This window comes from Streptomyces himalayensis subsp. himalayensis, assembly GCF_013778455.1.
Classification (GTDB): domain Bacteria; phylum Actinomycetota; class Actinomycetes; order Streptomycetales; family Streptomycetaceae; genus Streptomyces; species Streptomyces himalayensis.
In genome coordinates this window covers 473381-490276 of the sequence record NZ_JACEHE010000002.1, presented here as the reverse complement: position 1 = coordinate 490276, position 16896 = coordinate 473381, and the positions used below count along the sequence as shown (strand labels likewise).

Annotated in this window: 16 protein-coding genes; 7 read left to right on the top strand and 9 right to left on the bottom strand. The window is 67.6% G+C overall.

Annotated features, from left to right (window positions below):
* Positions 1 to 37 precede the first annotated feature (37 nt).
* From murJ to trxA, 6 genes are all read left to right on the top strand, one after another.
* Complete coding sequence (murJ, locus tag H1D24_RS06005) at positions 38 to 2275, top strand: murein biosynthesis integral membrane protein MurJ (protein ID WP_181656300.1); 2238 nt, start codon at positions 38 to 40, stop codon at positions 2273 to 2275.
* 119 nt (positions 2276 to 2394) lie between these two features.
* Positions 2395 to 4128 (top strand): protein kinase family protein, encoded by a 1734-nt coding sequence (locus tag H1D24_RS06000; RefSeq protein WP_181656299.1) that lies wholly within the window; start codon positions 2395 to 2397, stop codon positions 4126 to 4128.
* A gap of 28 nt (positions 4129 to 4156) precedes the next feature.
* Positions 4157 to 4873: an RNA polymerase sigma factor SigM gene (sigM, locus tag H1D24_RS05995; protein ID WP_181656417.1), complete on the top strand. Its 717-nt coding sequence runs from the start codon at positions 4157 to 4159 to the stop codon at positions 4871 to 4873.
* Positions 4870 to 5793: an RsmA family anti-sigma factor gene (locus tag H1D24_RS05990; protein ID WP_181656298.1), complete on the top strand. Its 924-nt coding sequence runs from the start codon at positions 4870 to 4872 to the stop codon at positions 5791 to 5793. The genes sigM and H1D24_RS05990 overlap by 4 nt, the downstream gene beginning before the upstream one ends.
* A 165-nt stretch (positions 5794 to 5958) precedes the next feature.
* The gene (gene trxB, locus H1D24_RS05985) at positions 5959 to 6918 is read left to right on the top strand and encodes a thioredoxin-disulfide reductase (protein ID WP_181656297.1); all 960 of its coding nucleotides are present in this window, start codon (positions 5959 to 5961) and stop codon (positions 6916 to 6918) included.
* 40 nt (positions 6919 to 6958) lie between these two features.
* Positions 6959 to 7291, top strand: coding sequence for a thioredoxin (trxA, locus tag H1D24_RS05980; RefSeq protein WP_067281759.1), 333 nt, complete (start codon positions 6959 to 6961; stop codon positions 7289 to 7291).
* Between the two features lie 76 nt (positions 7292 to 7367).
* Here the strand turns inward: trxA and H1D24_RS05975 are convergent, their stop codons facing one another.
* The 9 genes from H1D24_RS05975 to rpmH form a co-directional block, all read right to left on the bottom strand.
* Positions 7368 to 7985: a GNAT family N-acetyltransferase gene (locus H1D24_RS05975; RefSeq protein WP_181656296.1), complete on the bottom strand. Its 618-nt coding sequence runs from the start codon at positions 7983 to 7985 to the stop codon at positions 7368 to 7370.
* Positions 7986 to 8329: 344 nt separating this feature from the next.
* On the bottom strand, positions 8330 to 9430 hold the full coding sequence (locus tag H1D24_RS05970; RefSeq protein ID WP_181656295.1) for a ParB/RepB/Spo0J family partition protein: 1101 nt from the start codon (positions 9428 to 9430) through the stop codon (positions 8330 to 8332).
* Positions 9427 to 10503, bottom strand: a complete 1077-nt coding sequence (locus tag H1D24_RS05965) for a ParA family protein (RefSeq protein ID WP_181656416.1) — start codon at positions 10501 to 10503, stop codon at positions 9427 to 9429. Before H1D24_RS05965 ends, H1D24_RS05970 begins: the two co-directional genes overlap by 4 nt.
* Positions 10504 to 10770: 267 nt before the next feature.
* A complete protein-coding gene (rsmG, locus tag H1D24_RS05960; RefSeq protein ID WP_181656294.1) occupies positions 10771 to 11487 on the bottom strand; it encodes a 16S rRNA (guanine(527)-N(7))-methyltransferase RsmG in 717 nt (238 codons plus the stop codon).
* A 106-nt stretch (positions 11488 to 11593) separates the two neighbouring features.
* Positions 11594 to 12106, bottom strand: coding sequence for a Jag family protein (locus H1D24_RS05955; protein WP_181656293.1), 513 nt, complete (start codon positions 12104 to 12106; stop codon positions 11594 to 11596).
* Positions 12107 to 12118: 12 nt separating this feature from the next.
* The gene (gene yidC / locus H1D24_RS05950) at positions 12119 to 13399 is read right to left on the bottom strand and encodes a membrane protein insertase YidC (protein ID WP_181656292.1); all 1281 of its coding nucleotides are present in this window, start codon (positions 13397 to 13399) and stop codon (positions 12119 to 12121) included.
* Between the two features lie 3 nt (positions 13400 to 13402).
* A complete protein-coding gene (yidD, locus tag H1D24_RS05945) occupies positions 13403 to 13771 on the bottom strand; it encodes a membrane protein insertion efficiency factor YidD (protein ID WP_181656291.1) in 369 nt (122 codons plus the stop codon).
* Positions 13768 to 14139, bottom strand: a complete 372-nt coding sequence (gene rnpA, locus H1D24_RS05940; protein ID WP_181656290.1) for a ribonuclease P protein component — start codon at positions 14137 to 14139, stop codon at positions 13768 to 13770. Before rnpA ends, yidD begins: the two co-directional genes overlap by 4 nt.
* A gap of 19 nt (positions 14140 to 14158) precedes the next feature.
* Positions 14159 to 14296 carry a 50S ribosomal protein L34 gene (gene rpmH, locus H1D24_RS05935; RefSeq protein WP_005482975.1) on the bottom strand — a complete coding sequence of 46 codons (138 nt, stop codon included), beginning with the start codon at positions 14294 to 14296 and terminating at the stop codon, positions 14159 to 14161.
* 385 nt (positions 14297 to 14681) lie between these two features.
* Here rpmH and dnaA point away from each other — a divergent pair, with 385 nt between their 5' ends.
* Positions 14682 to 16712, top strand: a complete 2031-nt coding sequence (gene dnaA, locus H1D24_RS05930; RefSeq protein ID WP_181656289.1) for a chromosomal replication initiator protein DnaA — start codon at positions 14682 to 14684, stop codon at positions 16710 to 16712.
* Positions 16713 to 16896 lie beyond the last annotated feature (184 nt).

The window sequence follows — 16896 nt, the reverse complement described above, 5'->3', positions numbered from 1 at the left end:
GGCCGGTGGGCCCGGGGACGATGAGGTGGGGTAGACCATGAACGCGCCGTACGACGGTGACCGTGGCCAAGGCGCGGGCGGTTCCGCATCGTCCGAGGGCATGCCACCCGGCCCTCCCGAGGGGGGCCAGGGGCCTGCCGCCGACCTGTACTTCCAGGACGCCTACGCCCACGATCCGTACCGCGATCAGGACCTCACCGCCCAGGACCCTGTGACAGAGGCGCTCTACGACCGCTCGGCGCACCCTCCGCCGCCTCCTGGCGCCTACCAGGAGACGCAACAGCTCTACGTACAGCCGCCGACCCCCCAGCACTCTCCTGACCCGCGCATCTGGGCGCAGACGCCTCCCCCGGAGCCCGAGGGCCCGAGTCGGCAGCTGCCGTACGGCGACGACGCGCGCACCACGCAGTTCGTCGGCGTCGACGACCTTGTCACCGAGGCCGGCGATGAGCGCCACGAGCCGGACGCCTTCGCGCATCTCTTCCGGGACCAGAGCGGGCCCGGCGGACGTCCCCCCGTCGGACCCTCGGCAGTCCCGGCACCGTCCACCGGGCCGTCCTCCGCGCCCACCGCGCCCATCGAGCCGCCCACTGTGCCCGCACCCGCTCCTGCTCCTGTCTCGGCCGGGAAGAAGACCGGCCGGGCGGCAAGCCTCCTGAAGTCGAGCGCGGTGATGGCGGCGGGCACGATGGTGTCCCGGCTCACCGGCTTCATCCGCTCCGCACTGATCGTCTCGGCCCTGGGCCTCGGACTCCTCGGCGACTCGTTCCAGGTCGCCTACCAACTGCCGACGATGATCTACATCCTGACCATCGGCGGCGGACTCAACTCCGTCTTCGTGCCACAGCTCGTGCGCGCCATGAAGGACGACGATGACGGCGGCGAGGCCTACGCCAACCGCCTTCTGACACTCGTCATGGTGGCCCTCGGCGTACTCACCGTGCTCGCGATGTTCGCCGCGCCGCTCCTGGTCAGCGCGCTGTCGGTGGGGATCGCCCGTGACGCCGCGGCAAACGAGGTCGCCGTCACCTTCACCCGCTACTTCCTGCCCTCGATCTTCTTCATGGGCATCCATGTGGTGATGGGGCAGATCCTCAACGCCCGGGGCAGGTTCGGCGCGATGATGTGGACCCCGGTCCTCAACAACATCGTCATCATCGTGACGCTCGGAATGTTCCTCTGGGTGTACGGCACCGCGGCGAACTCCGAGATGACGGTCGAGACCATCCCCCCCGAGGGCCAGCGGCTCCTCGGCGTCGGAATCCTCCTCGGGCTCGTCGTCCAGGCCCTGGCAATGATCCCGTATCTGCGCGAGACCGGGTTCAGGCTGCGGCTGCGCTTCGACTGGAAGGGCCATGGCCTCGGCAAGGCCGCGATGCTGGCCAAGTGGACGGTGCTCTTCGTCCTCGCCAACCAGGCGGGCGCCATGATCGTCACTCAGCTGTCCACGGCGGCTGGCATTGACTCCAAGGCTGAAGGGGTCGAAGGCACCGGCTTCGCCGCCTACGCCAACGCACAGCTCATCTGGGGTCTCCCGCAGGCGATCATCACGGTCTCGCTGATGGCCGCCTTGCTGCCGCGGCTCTCGCGCTCCGCCCATGACGGCGACACCGGCGCGGTACGCGACGACATCTCCCAGGGCCTGCGCACCACAGCCGTCGCGATCGTGCCCATCGCCTTCGGCTTCATCGCACTCGGCATCCCGATGTGCACGCTGATCTTTGGCTCCTCAGGCAGCGCCGAAGCCACGAACATGGGCTACATGCTGATGGCCTTCGGTCTCGGCCTGATCCCGTTCTCCGTTCAGTACGTCGTGCTGCGCGCCTTCTACGCATACGAGGACACCAGGACCCCCTTCTACAACACGCTCATCGTGGCCGCCGTCAACGCCGTAGCCTCGTGGCTCTGCTTCGTCGTGCTTCCGTCCCGCTGGGCCGTGGTCGGCATGGCCGCCTCGTACGGCCTCGCGTACGCGATCGGTGTGGGCGTCGCCTGGCGGCGGCTGCGCAAGCGCCTGGGTGGCGACCTGGACGGCACCCACGTCATCCGTACGTATGCCCGCCTCGGTATCGCTTCGCTGCCCGCTGCACTGCTGGCCGGCGCTGCCTGTTACGGGATCACCCAGGCGCTGGGGCAGGACGTCTTCGGTTCGCTGGCCGCCCTGCTCGGCGGCGGCATCGCGCTCCTCGCAGTGTTCTACGTCGCCGCAAAGCGGATGCGGATCGCCGAGCTCAACTCGATGGTCGGTATGGTTCGCGGACGCCTGGGTCGCTGAACTCCGGGTACGCGCACAACCATCGCCGACCACCGTGTGTCGTGCATAGCGTCGGACTGTGGGCACAATTGGCTTTGGCGTCTGAACAGAGCGCAATGGATGGGGAGGCAGGAACGACGGTGGCGGAACGGAGCACGGCTGCCGTCGACGTGGCAGACAACAGCGGTGATGAGCCGCTGGCCGCCAAGGCGGACGAGGCCACGGCCGACGGGGCGGCCCACACTGGGGAGCGGGACACAGCGGGCGATGAAACGGACGAGGCGCGCGGGGACGTCACCCCGGAGACCGCGCCGGTCCAGGCCTCGCCACCGGAACTGCACAGCGGCCACAAGCTCGCCAGACGCTACAGGCTCGAGGAATGCGTCACCCGTCTGGACGGGTTCAGCAGCTGGCGTGCGGTGGACGAGAAGTTGCGCCGCGCCGTCGGCGTGCATCTGCTGCCTGCCGATCATCCGCGGGCCCGTTCGGTGCTGGCCGCGGCCCGTTCGTCGGCGCTGCTGGGCGATCCCCGCTTCGTCCAGGTCCTGGACGCTGTCGAGGAGAACGACCTCGTCTATGTCGTGCACGAGTGGCTGCCGGATGCCACGGAGCTGACGACTCTCCTGGCCGCCGGCCCTCTCGAGGTGCACGACGCGTACCAACTGGTGAACCAGGTCTCCCAGGCCATGGCCGCAGCGCATCGCGAAGGCCTGGCCCACCTGTGTCTGACGCCGAGCTCCGTGCTGCGGACCTCGTCCGGCCAGTGGCGCATCCGCGGCCTCGCCGTGAACGCCGCCCTCCGCGGCATCAGCTCCGACACCCCCCAGCGCACCGACACCGAGGCCATCGGCGCGCTGCTCTACGCGGCGTTGACCCAACGCTGGCCGTACGAGAACGCCGCCTTCGGTCTCTCCGGGCTGCCCAAGGACGTCGGGCTGATCGCCCCCGATCAGGTACGGGCAGGAGTGCACCGGGGCCTGTCGGAACTCGCGATGCGCGCCCTGGTCAACGACGGCGCCACGGCATCGCGCCAGGAGCCTCCGTGCACCACGCCGGAGGAACTGGTGAAGGCGATCGGCGAGATGCCCCGCATCCGCCCGCCGGAGCCGGCGTTCACGACGCCGCCCGAGTATCAGCGCACGACGTACCAGCAGGGCACATACGCCCGCGCCCAGGCCGTTCCCGGCGCCACCGCCCCGGTGCCGACACCGCCGCCCCCGCTGCAGAGCCGTACCGGCAAGGCCCTCAAGTGGGCCGTGTCCGCCTTGCTCATCGCGGCGCTCGGCCTCGGCAGCTGGCAGCTCGCGGACGCCCTCATGGACCAGGGGAAATCCAAGGACACCACCCCGACGCAGAACAACGACGGCAACGACAAGGGCAACGCCGCGTCCGAGCCGTCGGCGAAGCCCATCACCATTCAGGGCGCCCAGGAGTACGTGGCGAAGGGCGATGCCCAGGCCCCGTCCGACGTGGGCAAGACGTACGACGGCGATAGCTCGACGTACTGGCGGACCAGGAGCTACATAGACGGTCCGGATATGAACCCCGCCTACAAGCCGGGCGTCGGTATCGTCTACGACCTCGGCTCGGAGCAAGCGGTGTCGGCAGCCTCAATAGGGCTCCGATATGCCGGTGACCACACGACGGTCACTCTGTACGCGACTGACTCCATGAGTTCGTCGACATCACTCAGCTCCATGAAGAAGATCGAGACCGTGACGACGAGCGGCGACACCGCAAAGGTGAAGGCCGACAAGCCGGTGAAGAGCCGTTACGTGCTGGTCTGGTTCACCGCGCTACCGAAGGCGCCCGCGGACGAGTACAGCAACACGGGCTACAAGCAGGGCGTCACGGACGTGAAGTTCAGCGGCTGAGCATTCACCGAGGGGAGGGGGCCCGGTGGTGGACGACGCCGGATTCGGCGTAGCAAGCGATCAAGACCTCCTTGCCCGCCACGTTGCGGGGGACAAGGACGCGTTCGGCGAGCTCGTACGGCGCCACCGCGACCGACTGTGGGCGGTTGCGCTGCGCACGCTGGGGGACCGAGAGGAAGCCGCCGACGCGGTCCAGGACGCGCTGGTCTCGGCCTACCGAGCGGCTCATACGTTCCGCGGACAGTCCGCCGTCACGACATGGCTGCACCGGATCACGGTGAATGCCTGCCTGGACCGGGCACGCAAGGCCGCCTCGCGCAAGACGTCTCCCGTCAACGAAACGGAACGGCTGGAGCAGCTCCTCGAGCCGCACGAGTCCGCGGCCGCGCCTGCCGAACGCAATGACCTCCACCGCGAGCTTCTGAAGGCGCTGCACACCCTGCCCGCAGATCAGCGTGCAGCTCTGGTCCTGGTGGATATGCAGGGCTACCCGGTCGCCGAGGCCGCCCGCATTCTCGATGTGCCCACAGGAACGGTGAAGAGCCGCTGCGCGCGCGGCAGAGCCAGACTGCTCCCGCTGCTCACGCATCTGCGGGCAGGAGCCGGCAGCAGCGATGAGAGCGGCAGCGAGAGCAAGAAGCCGGATGCGGGTGCTGGAAGGAACCGGACGCAGGAGACATCCGTCCCACCAGCAGCAGAGCCGAAAGACCCAGATGCAGTGAAGGGCGGAGGTGGGCGCGCGTGAGTTCCTCGACCGGCACGGCCGGGCATCCGGACGTCACCGAAATCTCCGACCTGACCGAGGGTCTCCTCTCTCCCTCGCACACTGACGATGTGCGGCGGCACCTGGAGTCCTGTGCGCTCTGCGCCGATGTGTACGACTCCCTGGAGGAAATCCGAGGCCTGCTCGGCACCCTTCCGGGCCCGTCGCGGATGCCTATTGACGTCGCGGGGCGGATCGACGCGGCGCTGGCCGCGGAAGCGCTGCTTGACGCTACGGCGCCACGGACCGAAGAGACCACGGTCGTCCATGTTTCACGTGAAACAGCGGGGGCGGCTGAACCTGACAGCGCGGCTGAACCTGACAGCCCAACGGACCGGCCGGCGGGACGCCCGCGCGGGGCCACCGGCCCGGGGCGCCAGAGCCAGGTCCGCCACCGCCGCCGCAGGACTCTTGTGCTCAGCGGCGTCTTCACAGCGGCCGTGATAGGACTGGGCACCCTTCTTGTGCAGTCGCTCAGCGGCTCCCCGTCGGACGAGCCCACGCAGGGGCACGCCGCTTCCGCGCGCACCTTCTCTACAGCGACGCTGGAGGAGCAGGTGGGGGATCTCCTCGCCAAGGATTCGTCCCCGGAACCCCGCGCCGGCAGCTCCCCGCCATCCTTCGACGCCGAGACCACTCCTGAAGACCCGAAATCGAACGCGCCCATGATCAAGCCCACGGACCAGGTTCCAGACTGCGTCCGGGCAGGCATCGGCCGAAGCGATGCGGCCCTCGGCGTAGAGAAGGGGACCTACGAGGGAACGAGCTCCTATCTCGTCGTGCTGCCGCATCAGTCCGACCCAGCGAAGATCTCGGCCTATGTGGTCGATGCTGCCTGTACCAAGCAGTCACCCGGCTCGGAGGGCAACGTCCTGCTCACCCGCTCGTACGCCCATCCCTGAGCGCCTGCATCATCGGAACGCCGGAGCCTCACGCGTCGGCACACCTCCGGGTGCTCGGGCACGTGGGGAATGCGCGCCCCGTAGGATCCGTTGGGTGGGTGAGAGCCCGGAAACGGGCTCCACCGGCACCAGGTGAAGCAGTCCCCAGAGACGAGGAATCAAGCCGTGAGCGACGTCCGTAACGTGATCATCATCGGCTCCGGGCCCGCCGGCTACACGGCGGCGCTCTACACTGCGCGCGCGTCGCTGAAGCCGCTGGTGTTCGAGGGTGCCGTCACCGCGGGTGGCGCCCTGATGAACACCACCGAGGTCGAGAACTTCCCCGGCTTCCAGGACGGCATCATGGGCCCCGAGCTCATGGACAACATGCGCGCGCAGGCCGAGCGCTTCGGTGCCGAGTTGGTTCCGGACGATGTCGTCGCCGTGGACCTCAGCGGAGACGTCAAGACCGTCACGGACACGGCGGGCACTGTGCACGAGGCCAAGGCCGTCATCGTCGCCACCGGCTCCCAGCACCGCAAGCTCGGCCTGCCGAACGAGGACGCTCTCTCGGGTCGTGGCGTCTCCTGGTGCGCCACCTGTGACGGGTTCTTCTTCAAGGATCAGGACATCGCCGTGATCGGCGGCGGCGACACCGCGATGGAGGAGGCCACCTTCCTCTCGCGCTTCGCCAAGTCGGTGACGATCGTCCACCGCCGCGACAGCCTCCGGGCCTCGAAGGCGATGCAGGAGCGCGCCTTCGCCGACCCCAAGATCAAGTTCGTGTGGGACAGCGAGGTGGCCGAGATCCACGGCGACCAGAAGCTCTCGGGGCTGACGCTGCGCAACGTCAAGACGGGCGAGACCTCCGAGCTTCCCGTGACCGGTCTGTTCATCGCGATCGGCCACGACCCGCGCACTGAGCTCTTCAAGGGTCAGCTCGACCTCGACGACGAGGGCTACCTGAAGGTCGACGCGCCCTCAACCCGGACGAACATCACCGGCGTCTTCGCCAGCGGCGACGTCGTCGACCACACCTACCGGCAGGCGATCACCGCCGCCGGCACCGGTTGCTCCGCGGCCCTCGACGCCGAGCGCTACCTCGCGGCCCTCTCGGACAGCGAGACCGCTGCGGCCACCGTCTGACCATCACCCGCCCCACCGCACAACAGTTAAGGAGCCCGCCGTGGCCGGCACTCTCAAGAATGTGACCGACGATTCCTTCGAGCAGGACGTGCTCAAGAGCGACAAGCCCGTTCTGGTGGACTTCTGGGCCGCCTGGTGCGGTCCGTGCCGCCAGATCGCGCCGTCCCTCGAGGCGATCGCGGCCGAGTACGGCGACAAGATCGAAGTCGTGAAGCTCAACATCGACGAGAACCCCAACACCGCCGCGAAGTACGGCGTGATGTCCATCCCGACGCTAAACGTCTACCAGGGCGGCGAGGTGGCAAAGACCATCGTCGGTGCGAAGCCGAAGGCCGCGATCGTTCGCGACCTCGAGGACTTCATCGCCGAGTAAACGGCGGCGCTGTTTCACGTGAAACACGAATGGGCCAACCCTTCGGGGCTGGCCCATTCGTCTTGTTCTAGCGGCTCTACAGGGGCCGCAGTGCCGGCTCCTTCTGGACGGCTCCGAGCAGTCGGTCCAGGGCCATCTCGACATCTTCCTTCCATGACAGCGTCGTACGCAGCTCAAGCCTCAGCCGTGGATACGTGGGATGGGGCCGGACCGTCTTGAAGCCCACCGCGAGCAAATGGTCCGCCGGCAGCACACAGGCGGGTTCCTTCCACTGTGCGTGGCCGAATGCCTCGATCGCCTTGAAGCCTCTGCGCAGCAGATCCTTCGCCACCGTCTGGACCATGACGCGGCCGAGACCTTGGTCCTGATAGCCGGGGGTGATGAAGGCGGTCATCAACTGGACGGCGTCCGGCGAGACAGGGCTTGTGGGGAAGGCCATGGATCGGGGCACATACGCCGGGGGCGCGTACAGGACGAAGCCCACAGGAACATCATCGACGTAAACGACTCGTCCGCAGGAGCCCCACTCCAGGAGCACGGCAGAGATCCAGGCTTCCTTCTCCAGCTCTTGCGTCCCCGCCTTCAGCGCGGCTTGCCCACTGACCGGATCCAGCTCCCAGAAGACGCATGAGCGACAGCGCTTGGGGAGATCCGGAAGGTTGTCCAGCGTGAGCGGTACGAGCCGACGCCCCATGAAGGCAGTTCCTCACTTCCTTCGCCCGCCGCATCACGGGCGGCTGTCAGAGCGCTCCGTTCCCTGAGCAGACTACCGACGAACCCGCCGACCGCCCCAAGCCCGAGGCCTGTCGTGACCAGTCCGGTGCGGCTCACCGATCGCATGGCCCCCGCCTCCCCAATAAGGTGCCGCTAGAGAGATACGCCAAACCCGTTCGCATGGTATCCGTGCAGCGATTGCATCGATACCGACTGAAAGCAAAGAGCAGGCCGTGTTCCGGTACAGACCGGACAGGGCCCGCTCTTTCTGCGCGGCAGATCGTTTACGCCGCTCGATGGCGCTCAGTCTCCGTGGAGAGCCGCTCAGTCTTCCGTTTCCTCTGAAGCATCCCCCGTGAGGCCGTGCTGCAGAACCGGTCCTTCGCCCGGGGCGAGCGTTCCTAGAATGCGCTCCAGATCATCCATCGACGCGAACTCGACGACGATCTTGCCCTTCTTCTGGCCGAGGTCCACCTTCACCCGCGTCTCGAAACGGTCCGAGAGACGAGTCGCGAGATCGCTCAGCGCGGGGGAGACACGGGTTCCGGCTCGGGGTCCCTTGGACCTCGCCGTGCTCTTCGGCCGCGAACCCATCAGGGTCACGATCTCCTCGACCGCCCGCACGGAGAGACCCTCGGCCACGATGCGGTGCGCGAGCCTGTCCTGCTCCTCCGAGTCCTCGACGGACAGCAGAGCGCGCGCATGACCCGCGGAGAGTACTCCGGCGGCAACCCTGCGCTGCACGGCCGGCGAGAGTTTCAGCAGCCGGAGCGTATTGGAGACCTGGGGGCGGGACCGGCCGATCCGATCCGCCAGCTGATCGTGCGTGCAGTTGAAGTCCTTGAGCAGCTGGTCGTAGGCAGCAGCCTCTTCCAGCGGGTTCAGCTGAGCGCGGTGCAGGTTCTCCAGAAGCGCGTCCAGGAGGAGCTTCTCGTCCTCCGTCGCCCGCACAATCGCCGGGATGGCGTCCAGTCCTGCTTCACGGCAGGCGCGCCAGCGCCGCTCGCCCATGATGAGCTCGTAGCGCGAGGGCGCCAGCTGCCGGACGACGACAGGCTGGAGGAGCCCGACCTCCTTGATCGAGGTGACGAGCTCGGCCAGGGCATCCTCGTCGAAGACCTCGCGCGGCTGGCGTGGGTTGGGCGTGATGGAGTCGAGGGGCAGTTCAGCGAAGTGAGCTCCGGCCTGGCTCTGCGGAGACTCCGCCTCAGCATTCGACGGCTCCGCCGTTTCATGTGAAACAGAGCTCTGGGGCAGCGTGGTCACCTTCGCGGCCGCCACTCCTCGTTCCGCGGTCAGGACAGGCGCGGTGGAGGACGCGGCCGGTGCACCATTCGCCGCCGGGGGCACCGGTTTCTCGCCTGTCGGGGCCGCTGGGATCAGGGCGCCGAGGCCGCGCCCCAGACCCCTTCGTCGCTCACTCACTGGATCCCCTCCGCCATATTCTGCTGATCATTCTGAGCGCCCGCGTGGGCCTGCTGTGCGTCGTAATGGATGCCCACCCCGCGCAGCGCGATTTCCCGCGCCGCCTCCAGGTACGAGAGAGCACCGCTCGACCCTGGATCGTATGTCAGCACCGTCTGCCCATAACTCGGCGCCTCGGAAATACGCACGGAGCGCGGGATGCTCGTGCGGAGAACCTCTTCACCGAAGTGGTTGCGCACCTCTTCCGCCACCTGAGACGCCAGTCGGGTCCGGCCGTCGTACATGGTGAGCAGAATCGTCGAAACATGCAGAGCAGGGTTGAGGTGTCCACGCACCAGATCCACATTGCGGAGAAGCTGGCCCAGCCCCTCCAGCGCGTAGTACTCGCACTGGATCGGAATGAGAACCTCGGCGCCGGCCACGAGGGCATTGACCGTCAGCAGACCCAGCGACGGAGGGCAGTCGATGAGGATGTAGTCCAACGGCTGCTCATACGCCTGGATGGCCCTCTGCAGTCGACTCTCCCGCGCCACCAACGACACCAACTCGATCTCCGCACCGGCGAGATCGATCGTGGCAGGGGCACAGAAGAGGCCCTCGACATCGGGCACCGGCTGGACGACTTCGGAGAGCGGCTTGCTCTCGACCAAGACGTCATAGATGGACGGGACTTCGGCGTGATGGTCAATGCCCAGTGCGGTGGATGCGTTGCCCTGGGGATCAAGGTCGATCACCAGGACGCGTCCGCCATGCAGAGCAAGCGAGGCGGCAAGGTTGACCGTCGTTGTGGTCTTGCCCACCCCGCCCTTCTGGTTGGCGACCACCATGACTCGGGTTTCCTCAGGTCGCGGCAGTCCCTCCCCGGCGCGGCCTAGAGCCTCCACCGCTAGTTGGGCAGCGCGACCGATCGGGGTGTCGTCCATCGGGGGCGGTGTTTCACGTGAAACATCCTCCCCTGCCGACTCGGTACGGGGACCGGGGACCGGATCGGTCATCGGCCCTGCGATGTTGGCGTCGGACCGCAACGATTCACTCTCCTCGACTACAGGCTCGCAATGAACAGAGCCTCCCATGCTTTCGGGGTCGTGAACCAGCGAGGCCCGGTCTTCTGTGGACGATTCCACCTCTGTGGAAAACTCCGTGCCTCCTCCGAGGGAACCGAGAGGCCGACGGTCGCGCGGTTCGGCGGCAGCGCGGCCGCGACTGATGATGCCATGCAGCAGTGAGCGACGTTTCACGTGAAACACGATGCATAGCGGCCCCTGGCCGAGCTCGCACGACACTCCGACTTGCGTCGGTTTGGCGGCTTGTGTGGAGTACGGGGTGATCGTCAGGACGGATCAGCGACGGCGCCGAGACCGTCCTGTCCGTGCGGCCTTGGCCCGCTTGGCGGCGAACCGTACGCCACCCGGACTCTCCCCGACCTCGACGCGCACCACCGTGGAGGGCGGGTCCACGACTCCGTCCCCTACGTGCAGGACCGAGACGTCGACCGCACCGAGCTTGCTCAGGGCAGCCCCTGCGCTCTTGATCTCTTCTTCGGCGGTGTCGCCCTTGAGAGCAAGCATCTCGCCGTACGGACGCAGCAGGGGGACACCCCATGCCGCCAACCGGTCCAGGGGGGCGACAGCCCGTGCCGTGACCACATGGACGGGCGGCAGCTTGCCGAGGACCTCCTCGGCGCGGCCACGCACGACCGTCACATGGTCGAGGCCGAGCAGTTCGACCACTTCGGTGAGAAAGTTCGTGCGCCGCAACAACGGCTCAAGAAGCGTGATCTTCAGATCGGGCCTCACGAGGGCCAGCGGGATACCGGGGAGCCCTGCGCCGGAACCCACGTCGCAGACCGTCACGCCCTCGGGTACGACCTCGGAGAGCACGGCACAGTTCAGCAGGTGCCGTTCCCACAGCCGAGGGACTTCGCGAGGACCGATGAGGCCGCGCTGCACTCCCACATCGGCCAGCAGCTCCGCGTACCGCACTGCGTCCGCGAAGCGATCGCCGAATACCGCCCGGGCCTGCTCCGGAACCGGGGGGAGCTCCGCTGCCTCCGTCACGGGGACCGTCCTTCCGTACCGCGCTACCGAAATGGATGCTGACTATCAGGCTGACAAAGACCGGCCCCGCCTGCGAACAGACGGGGCCGGGACGACAAGGTGCCGATCAGGCAGGGAGCACGACGACGAAGCGCTGAGGCTCCTCGCCTTCCGACTCGCTGCGCAGTCCGGCGGCCTTGACCGCATCGTGCACGACCTTGCGCTCGAAGGGAGTCATCGGCTTGAGCTTCACCGCTTCGCCGGTGTTCTTGACCTCGGCGGCGGCCTTGGCGCCCAGCTCGGAGAGCTCTTCACGCTTCTTCGCGCGGTAGCCGGCGATGTCCAGCATCAGCCGGCTGCGGTCGCCGGTCTCGCGGTGCACCGCGAGGCGGGTCAGCTCCTGCAGAGCCTCGAGCACCTCGCCGTCGCGGCCGACCAGCTTCTGCAGGTCACGGCCGCCCGTGTCGCTGACGATCGAGACAGCGGCCCGGTCGGCCTCGACGTCCATGTCGATGTCGCCGTCGAGGTCGGCGATGTCCAGCAGACCCTCGAGGTAGTCCGCCGCGATCTCACCCTCCTGCTCAAGGCGGGTCAGGGTGTCGCCACCCTCAGGAGCGGCGGAGGTGGTGCCTTCCGTCACGGGAGGGACTCCTTACTTCTTGGACGGGTGCTTGGGCCGCTGCTGGCCCCTGCGCTGTCCGGACTTGGCTTGGCGTGCGGTACCGGCGCCGGACTGGCTGCCCGCCGGCTTGTCCTGGGGAGTGGCGTCCTGAGGCTCGTTCTTCTTCTCCAGCGACGCCTTGGGGGCGGCCTCAGCCGCCGTCTTGGGGGCCGCCTGGGACCCGGCGGCATGGCGCTGCGCCTTGGACTGGCGCTTGGGCTGCTGACGCTTCGGAACGGCGCCGCCAGGAGCGCCGTCGCCCGACTCCGCGGCCACCGTGGTCTCGCTCACCACCACGGTGCCGTCGGCCTGGGCGGCAAGGCCCGCCTTGCTCAGACCGTTGATGAACTTCCGCTCGTACTCGTTGCGATCGCGGCCCTTGGCGACGATCGCCTTCACCGCGGCGCGGTCGCGACGGGTACGGACCTTTTCGGCGTGCGTGACGTGCTTCAGCAGACGCTCCAGGTACGCGTCCTGGGCCTTGCTGCCCGGAGTCGGGTTCTGGCGGATGACGTACATCTGCTGGCCCATGGTCCACACGTTCGTGGTCAGCCAGTAGACGAGGACACCGACCGGGAAGTTGATACCGAAGACGGCGAACATGATGGGGAAGACGTACATCAGCATCTTCTGCTGCTGCATGAACGGCGTCTTCACCGTGGTGTCGACGTTCTTCGTCATCAGCTGGCGCTGCGTGTAGAACTGCGACAGCGACATCAGGACGATCATGAGCGCGGTGACGACGCGCACGTCCGTCAGCGACGCCTGAAGCGCCGAGACCTTCTCCTCGCTGTCCATGAACTTCGCGGCCAGCGGGGCACCGAAAATGTGCGCCTTCTGTGCGCTCTCCAGCAGAGTCGTGTTGATCACGCCGACGGTCTTTTCCGACGCGATGCTGTTGAGCACGTGGTACAGGGCGAAGAAGAACGGCGACTGCGCCAGGATGGGAAGGCACGAGGAGAGCGGGTTGGTGCCCGTCTCCTTGTACAGCTTCATCATCTCTTCGGACTGACGCTGCTTGTCGTTCTTGTAGCGCTCCTGGATCTTCTTCATCTCGGGCTGGAGCGTCTGCATGGCCCGGGTCGCCTTGATCTGCTTCACGAAAAGCGGGATCAGGCAGATGCGGATCAGGATCACGAGGGACACGATGGACAGGCCCCAGGCCCAGCCCGTGTCAGGGCCGAAGAGCGCCCCGTACAGCGAGTGGAACTGGACGATGATCCACGAAACTGGTGTCGTGATAAAGCTGAAAAGACTGGCAATCGTGTCCACTAATCAGGCTCCTTGAGCATGGGACGGGGTCTCGGCGGCCGGGCTCGAGGGGTCAGGACGGCTTTCCGGGCTTTCCCCGGGAGGCACGCCCTCGGCGGAGGTCCCGCCCTTGCGTTCGCGCCATGCGTTCCGCAGCATTTCGTGCCACCGCGGACGCTTACGCGGAGGAACATGGTCGACACCGCCGAGCGACCACGGATTGCACCGGAGTATGCGCCAGGCGGTGAGTGCCGTTCCCTTGATCGCACCGTGCCGGTCGATGGCCTGGTAGCCGTAGTGGGAACACGACGGGTAGTACTTGCACACCGGCCCCAGCAGTGGACTGATCGTCCACTGGTAGAGCTTGATGAGAGCCAGCAGCGGGTACTTCATCGCGCGCCCCCTCCCAGCAGTCGTTGAAGGGCGGCATCCAGGTCTCGGGCCAGCTGTGCGTGGTCGGCGTCACCCGCACCGGGCAGCGCTCGTACGACTACCAGGCTACCGGGGGGCAGCTGAGGCAACCGATCACGCATCAGATGGCGAAGTCTGCGCTTCACCGAGTTGCGTACGACCGCACCACCCACTGCCTTGCTCACGACGAAACCCGCACGCGACGGGGAGACGCTCTCCCCAGGCGCGTGCGGGTCCGTTGCACCGCTGCGTAGATGGACGACGAGAAGCGGGCGTCCGGCCCGGCGTCCTCGGCGTACCGCGGTCGCGAAGTCCTCGCGCCGCCTCAGCCGATGCTCGGAAGGCAGCACGACGTCATGACCTGTGTGATCAGGCGGACAGGCTGGCGCGACCCTTGCTGCGGCGGTTCGCGAGAATCGCGCGGCCGGCACGGGTGCGCATCCGCAGGCGGAAGCCGTGGGTCTTCGCGCGACGACGGTTGTTCGGCTGGAAGGTGCGCTTGCTCACTCGGGGGCTCCAGAAATGATTGGGTGGCTGGCGGGGTGTCGGCTGGCTGTCACCGTGCGCCCACGAGTAGCTCGCAATACGCCCGAGTGCACCGCTTCCCGATCACTGATCGTGATCTATGCCCATCGGAGGCAGGCGGCAGCAGCCATCGACAACTCGACCTGGTTACGGTACGCGGGGCTACGCCATCCGGTCAAACCAACGGCACGTGAGGGACACTATCCACAGGCTGGGGACAACAACTTGAACCGTACCGGTCGCCCTGACTACCGTGGCTGGACTCCGATTCGTTCCCCTTCCCCTGCCCCTCCCGGTTTACATCCGGACCCATCCCGACCCGTCCCGAGAACCACACGTTCGTGGGACCCGTGAGAGAGCGTGCCCTGTGGCTGACGTACCTGCCGATCTTGCCGCAGTGTGGCCACGAGTACTGGAACAGCTCCTCGGGGAGGGCCGCGGTCAGGGCGTAGAGGCGAAGGACGAGCACTGGATCAGACGGTGTCAGCCGCTGGCGCTCGTGGCCGACACCGCGCTGCTCGCCGTGCCGAACGAATTCGCCAAGGGCGTTCTCGAAGGCCGACTCGCGCCCGTCGTCAGCGAGACGCTGAGCCGCGAGTGCGGCCGCCCCATCCGTATCGCGATCACGGTCGACGACTCCGCCGGCGAGCCGCCGGCCCCACCGGTGCCGCCGTCCCCAGACCCGGCGCGAGCGGGCGGACACTCCTCGCAGCGCTACGAGGAGCCCGAGCTTCCCTCGGCCTCCAGCCAGGGCCGCGAGACGTACGAGGGGTACGGCCGGCCTCCCGCCGGCGAGCACACGGGAGGCCACCGCGATCAGCTGCCGGGCTCACGCCCGGACCAGCTCCCGACGGTCCGCCCTGCCTACCCGGGCGACTACCAGCGGCCCGAGCCCGGTGCCTGGCCACGCCCGGCCCAGGACGAGTACAGCTGGCAACAGCCGCGGCTCGGCTTCCCGGACCGCGACCCGTATGCGACGCCGTCGTCAGCACCAGGGCACGACTACCGGTCGCAGTCCGCAGACCGCTCTCCGTATGAGCCGGACCGCTCCTCCTACGACGACCGTTCACCGTACGAATCGGACCGCCAGCGCTACGAGACGGAGCGCTCGCAGTACGACTCGGAACGTTCGCAGTACGACCCGGACCGCCCTCAGTACGAGCAGCAGCGTTCCGAGTACGAGCAGCGTGCCCGCCGCGATCTTCCCGACAGGCCGTCGGGACCGGCTGGGCACGGTGGCCGCACGGGGCCCGGGGTGCATGGCATGCACAGCGGCGGTCCCGTCGGCTCCGCGCTGCCGGCACCGAGCGGCGCACCCGGTCCGTTGGCCGCACAGCCGGCTCCCGCGACGGGTCCCGGTGAGCCCACGGCGCGCCTGAACCCCAAGTACCTGTTCGACACGTTCGTGATCGGCGCCTCGAACCGCTTCGCGCACGCGGCAGCCGTCGCCGTCGCCGAGGCGCCCGCCAAGGCGTACAACCCCCTCTTCATCTACGGGGATTCGGGACTCGGCAAAACGCATCTGCTGCATGCGATCGGGCACTACGCCCGCAGCCTCTACCCGGGCACGCGCGTGCGCTACGTGAGCTCCGAGGAGTTCACCAACGAGTTCATCAACTCCATCCGCGACGGCAAGGGCGACAGCTTCCGCAAGCGCTATCGCGAGATGGACATCCTGCTCGTCGACGACATCCAGTTCCTCGCGGAGAAGGAGTCGACGCAGGAGGAGTTCTTCCACACCTTCAACACGCTCCACAACGCGAACAAGCAGATCGTGCTGTCCTCGGACCGGCCGCCCAAGCAGCTGGTGACCCTGGAGGACCGGCTGCGCAACCGCTTCGAGTGGGGCCTGATCACCGATGTCCAGCCGCCCGAGCTGGAGACGCGTATCGCGATCCTCCGTAAGAAGGCGGTGCAGGAGCAGCTCAACGCCCCGCCGGAGGTGCTGGAGTTCATCGCCTCCCGTATCTCGCGCAACATCCGCGAGCTCGAGGGCGCGCTGATCCGGGTGACGGCCTTCGCGTCCCTCAACCGCCAGCCTGTGGACCTCGGTCTGACGGAGATCGTCCTCAAGGACCTGATCCCCGGGGGTGAGGACTCGGCGCCGGAGATCACGGCGACCGCCATCATGGCCGCGACCGCCGACTACTTCGGGCTGACGGTCGAGGACCTGTGCGGATCATCGCGCAGCCGCGTTCTCGTGACGGCCCGCCAGATCGCGATGTACCTCTGCCGCGAGCTCACCGATCTGTCGCTGCCGAAGATCGGCGCGCAGTTCGGCGGCCGGGACCATACGACGGTGATGCACGCGGACCGCAAGATCCGCGCGTTGATGGCCGAGCGCCGCTCCATCTACAACCAGGTCACCGAGCTCACGAACCGCATCAAGAACGGCTGACGGCTCGCGCGGGAGCGGCCACTGAGGCTGCGCGGGGGCAGCCACTGAGCAGCATGCGCAGGAGCGGCTGACCGCACATTCGAGAACGGCTGACGGCAGAGCGCACGCGCGGGTGCAGGGCGTCCAGGGACAGGTTCCCAGGGCGCCCTTCGTCGTTCTGCGGCTGCGGCGCGGCTCCCGGGGG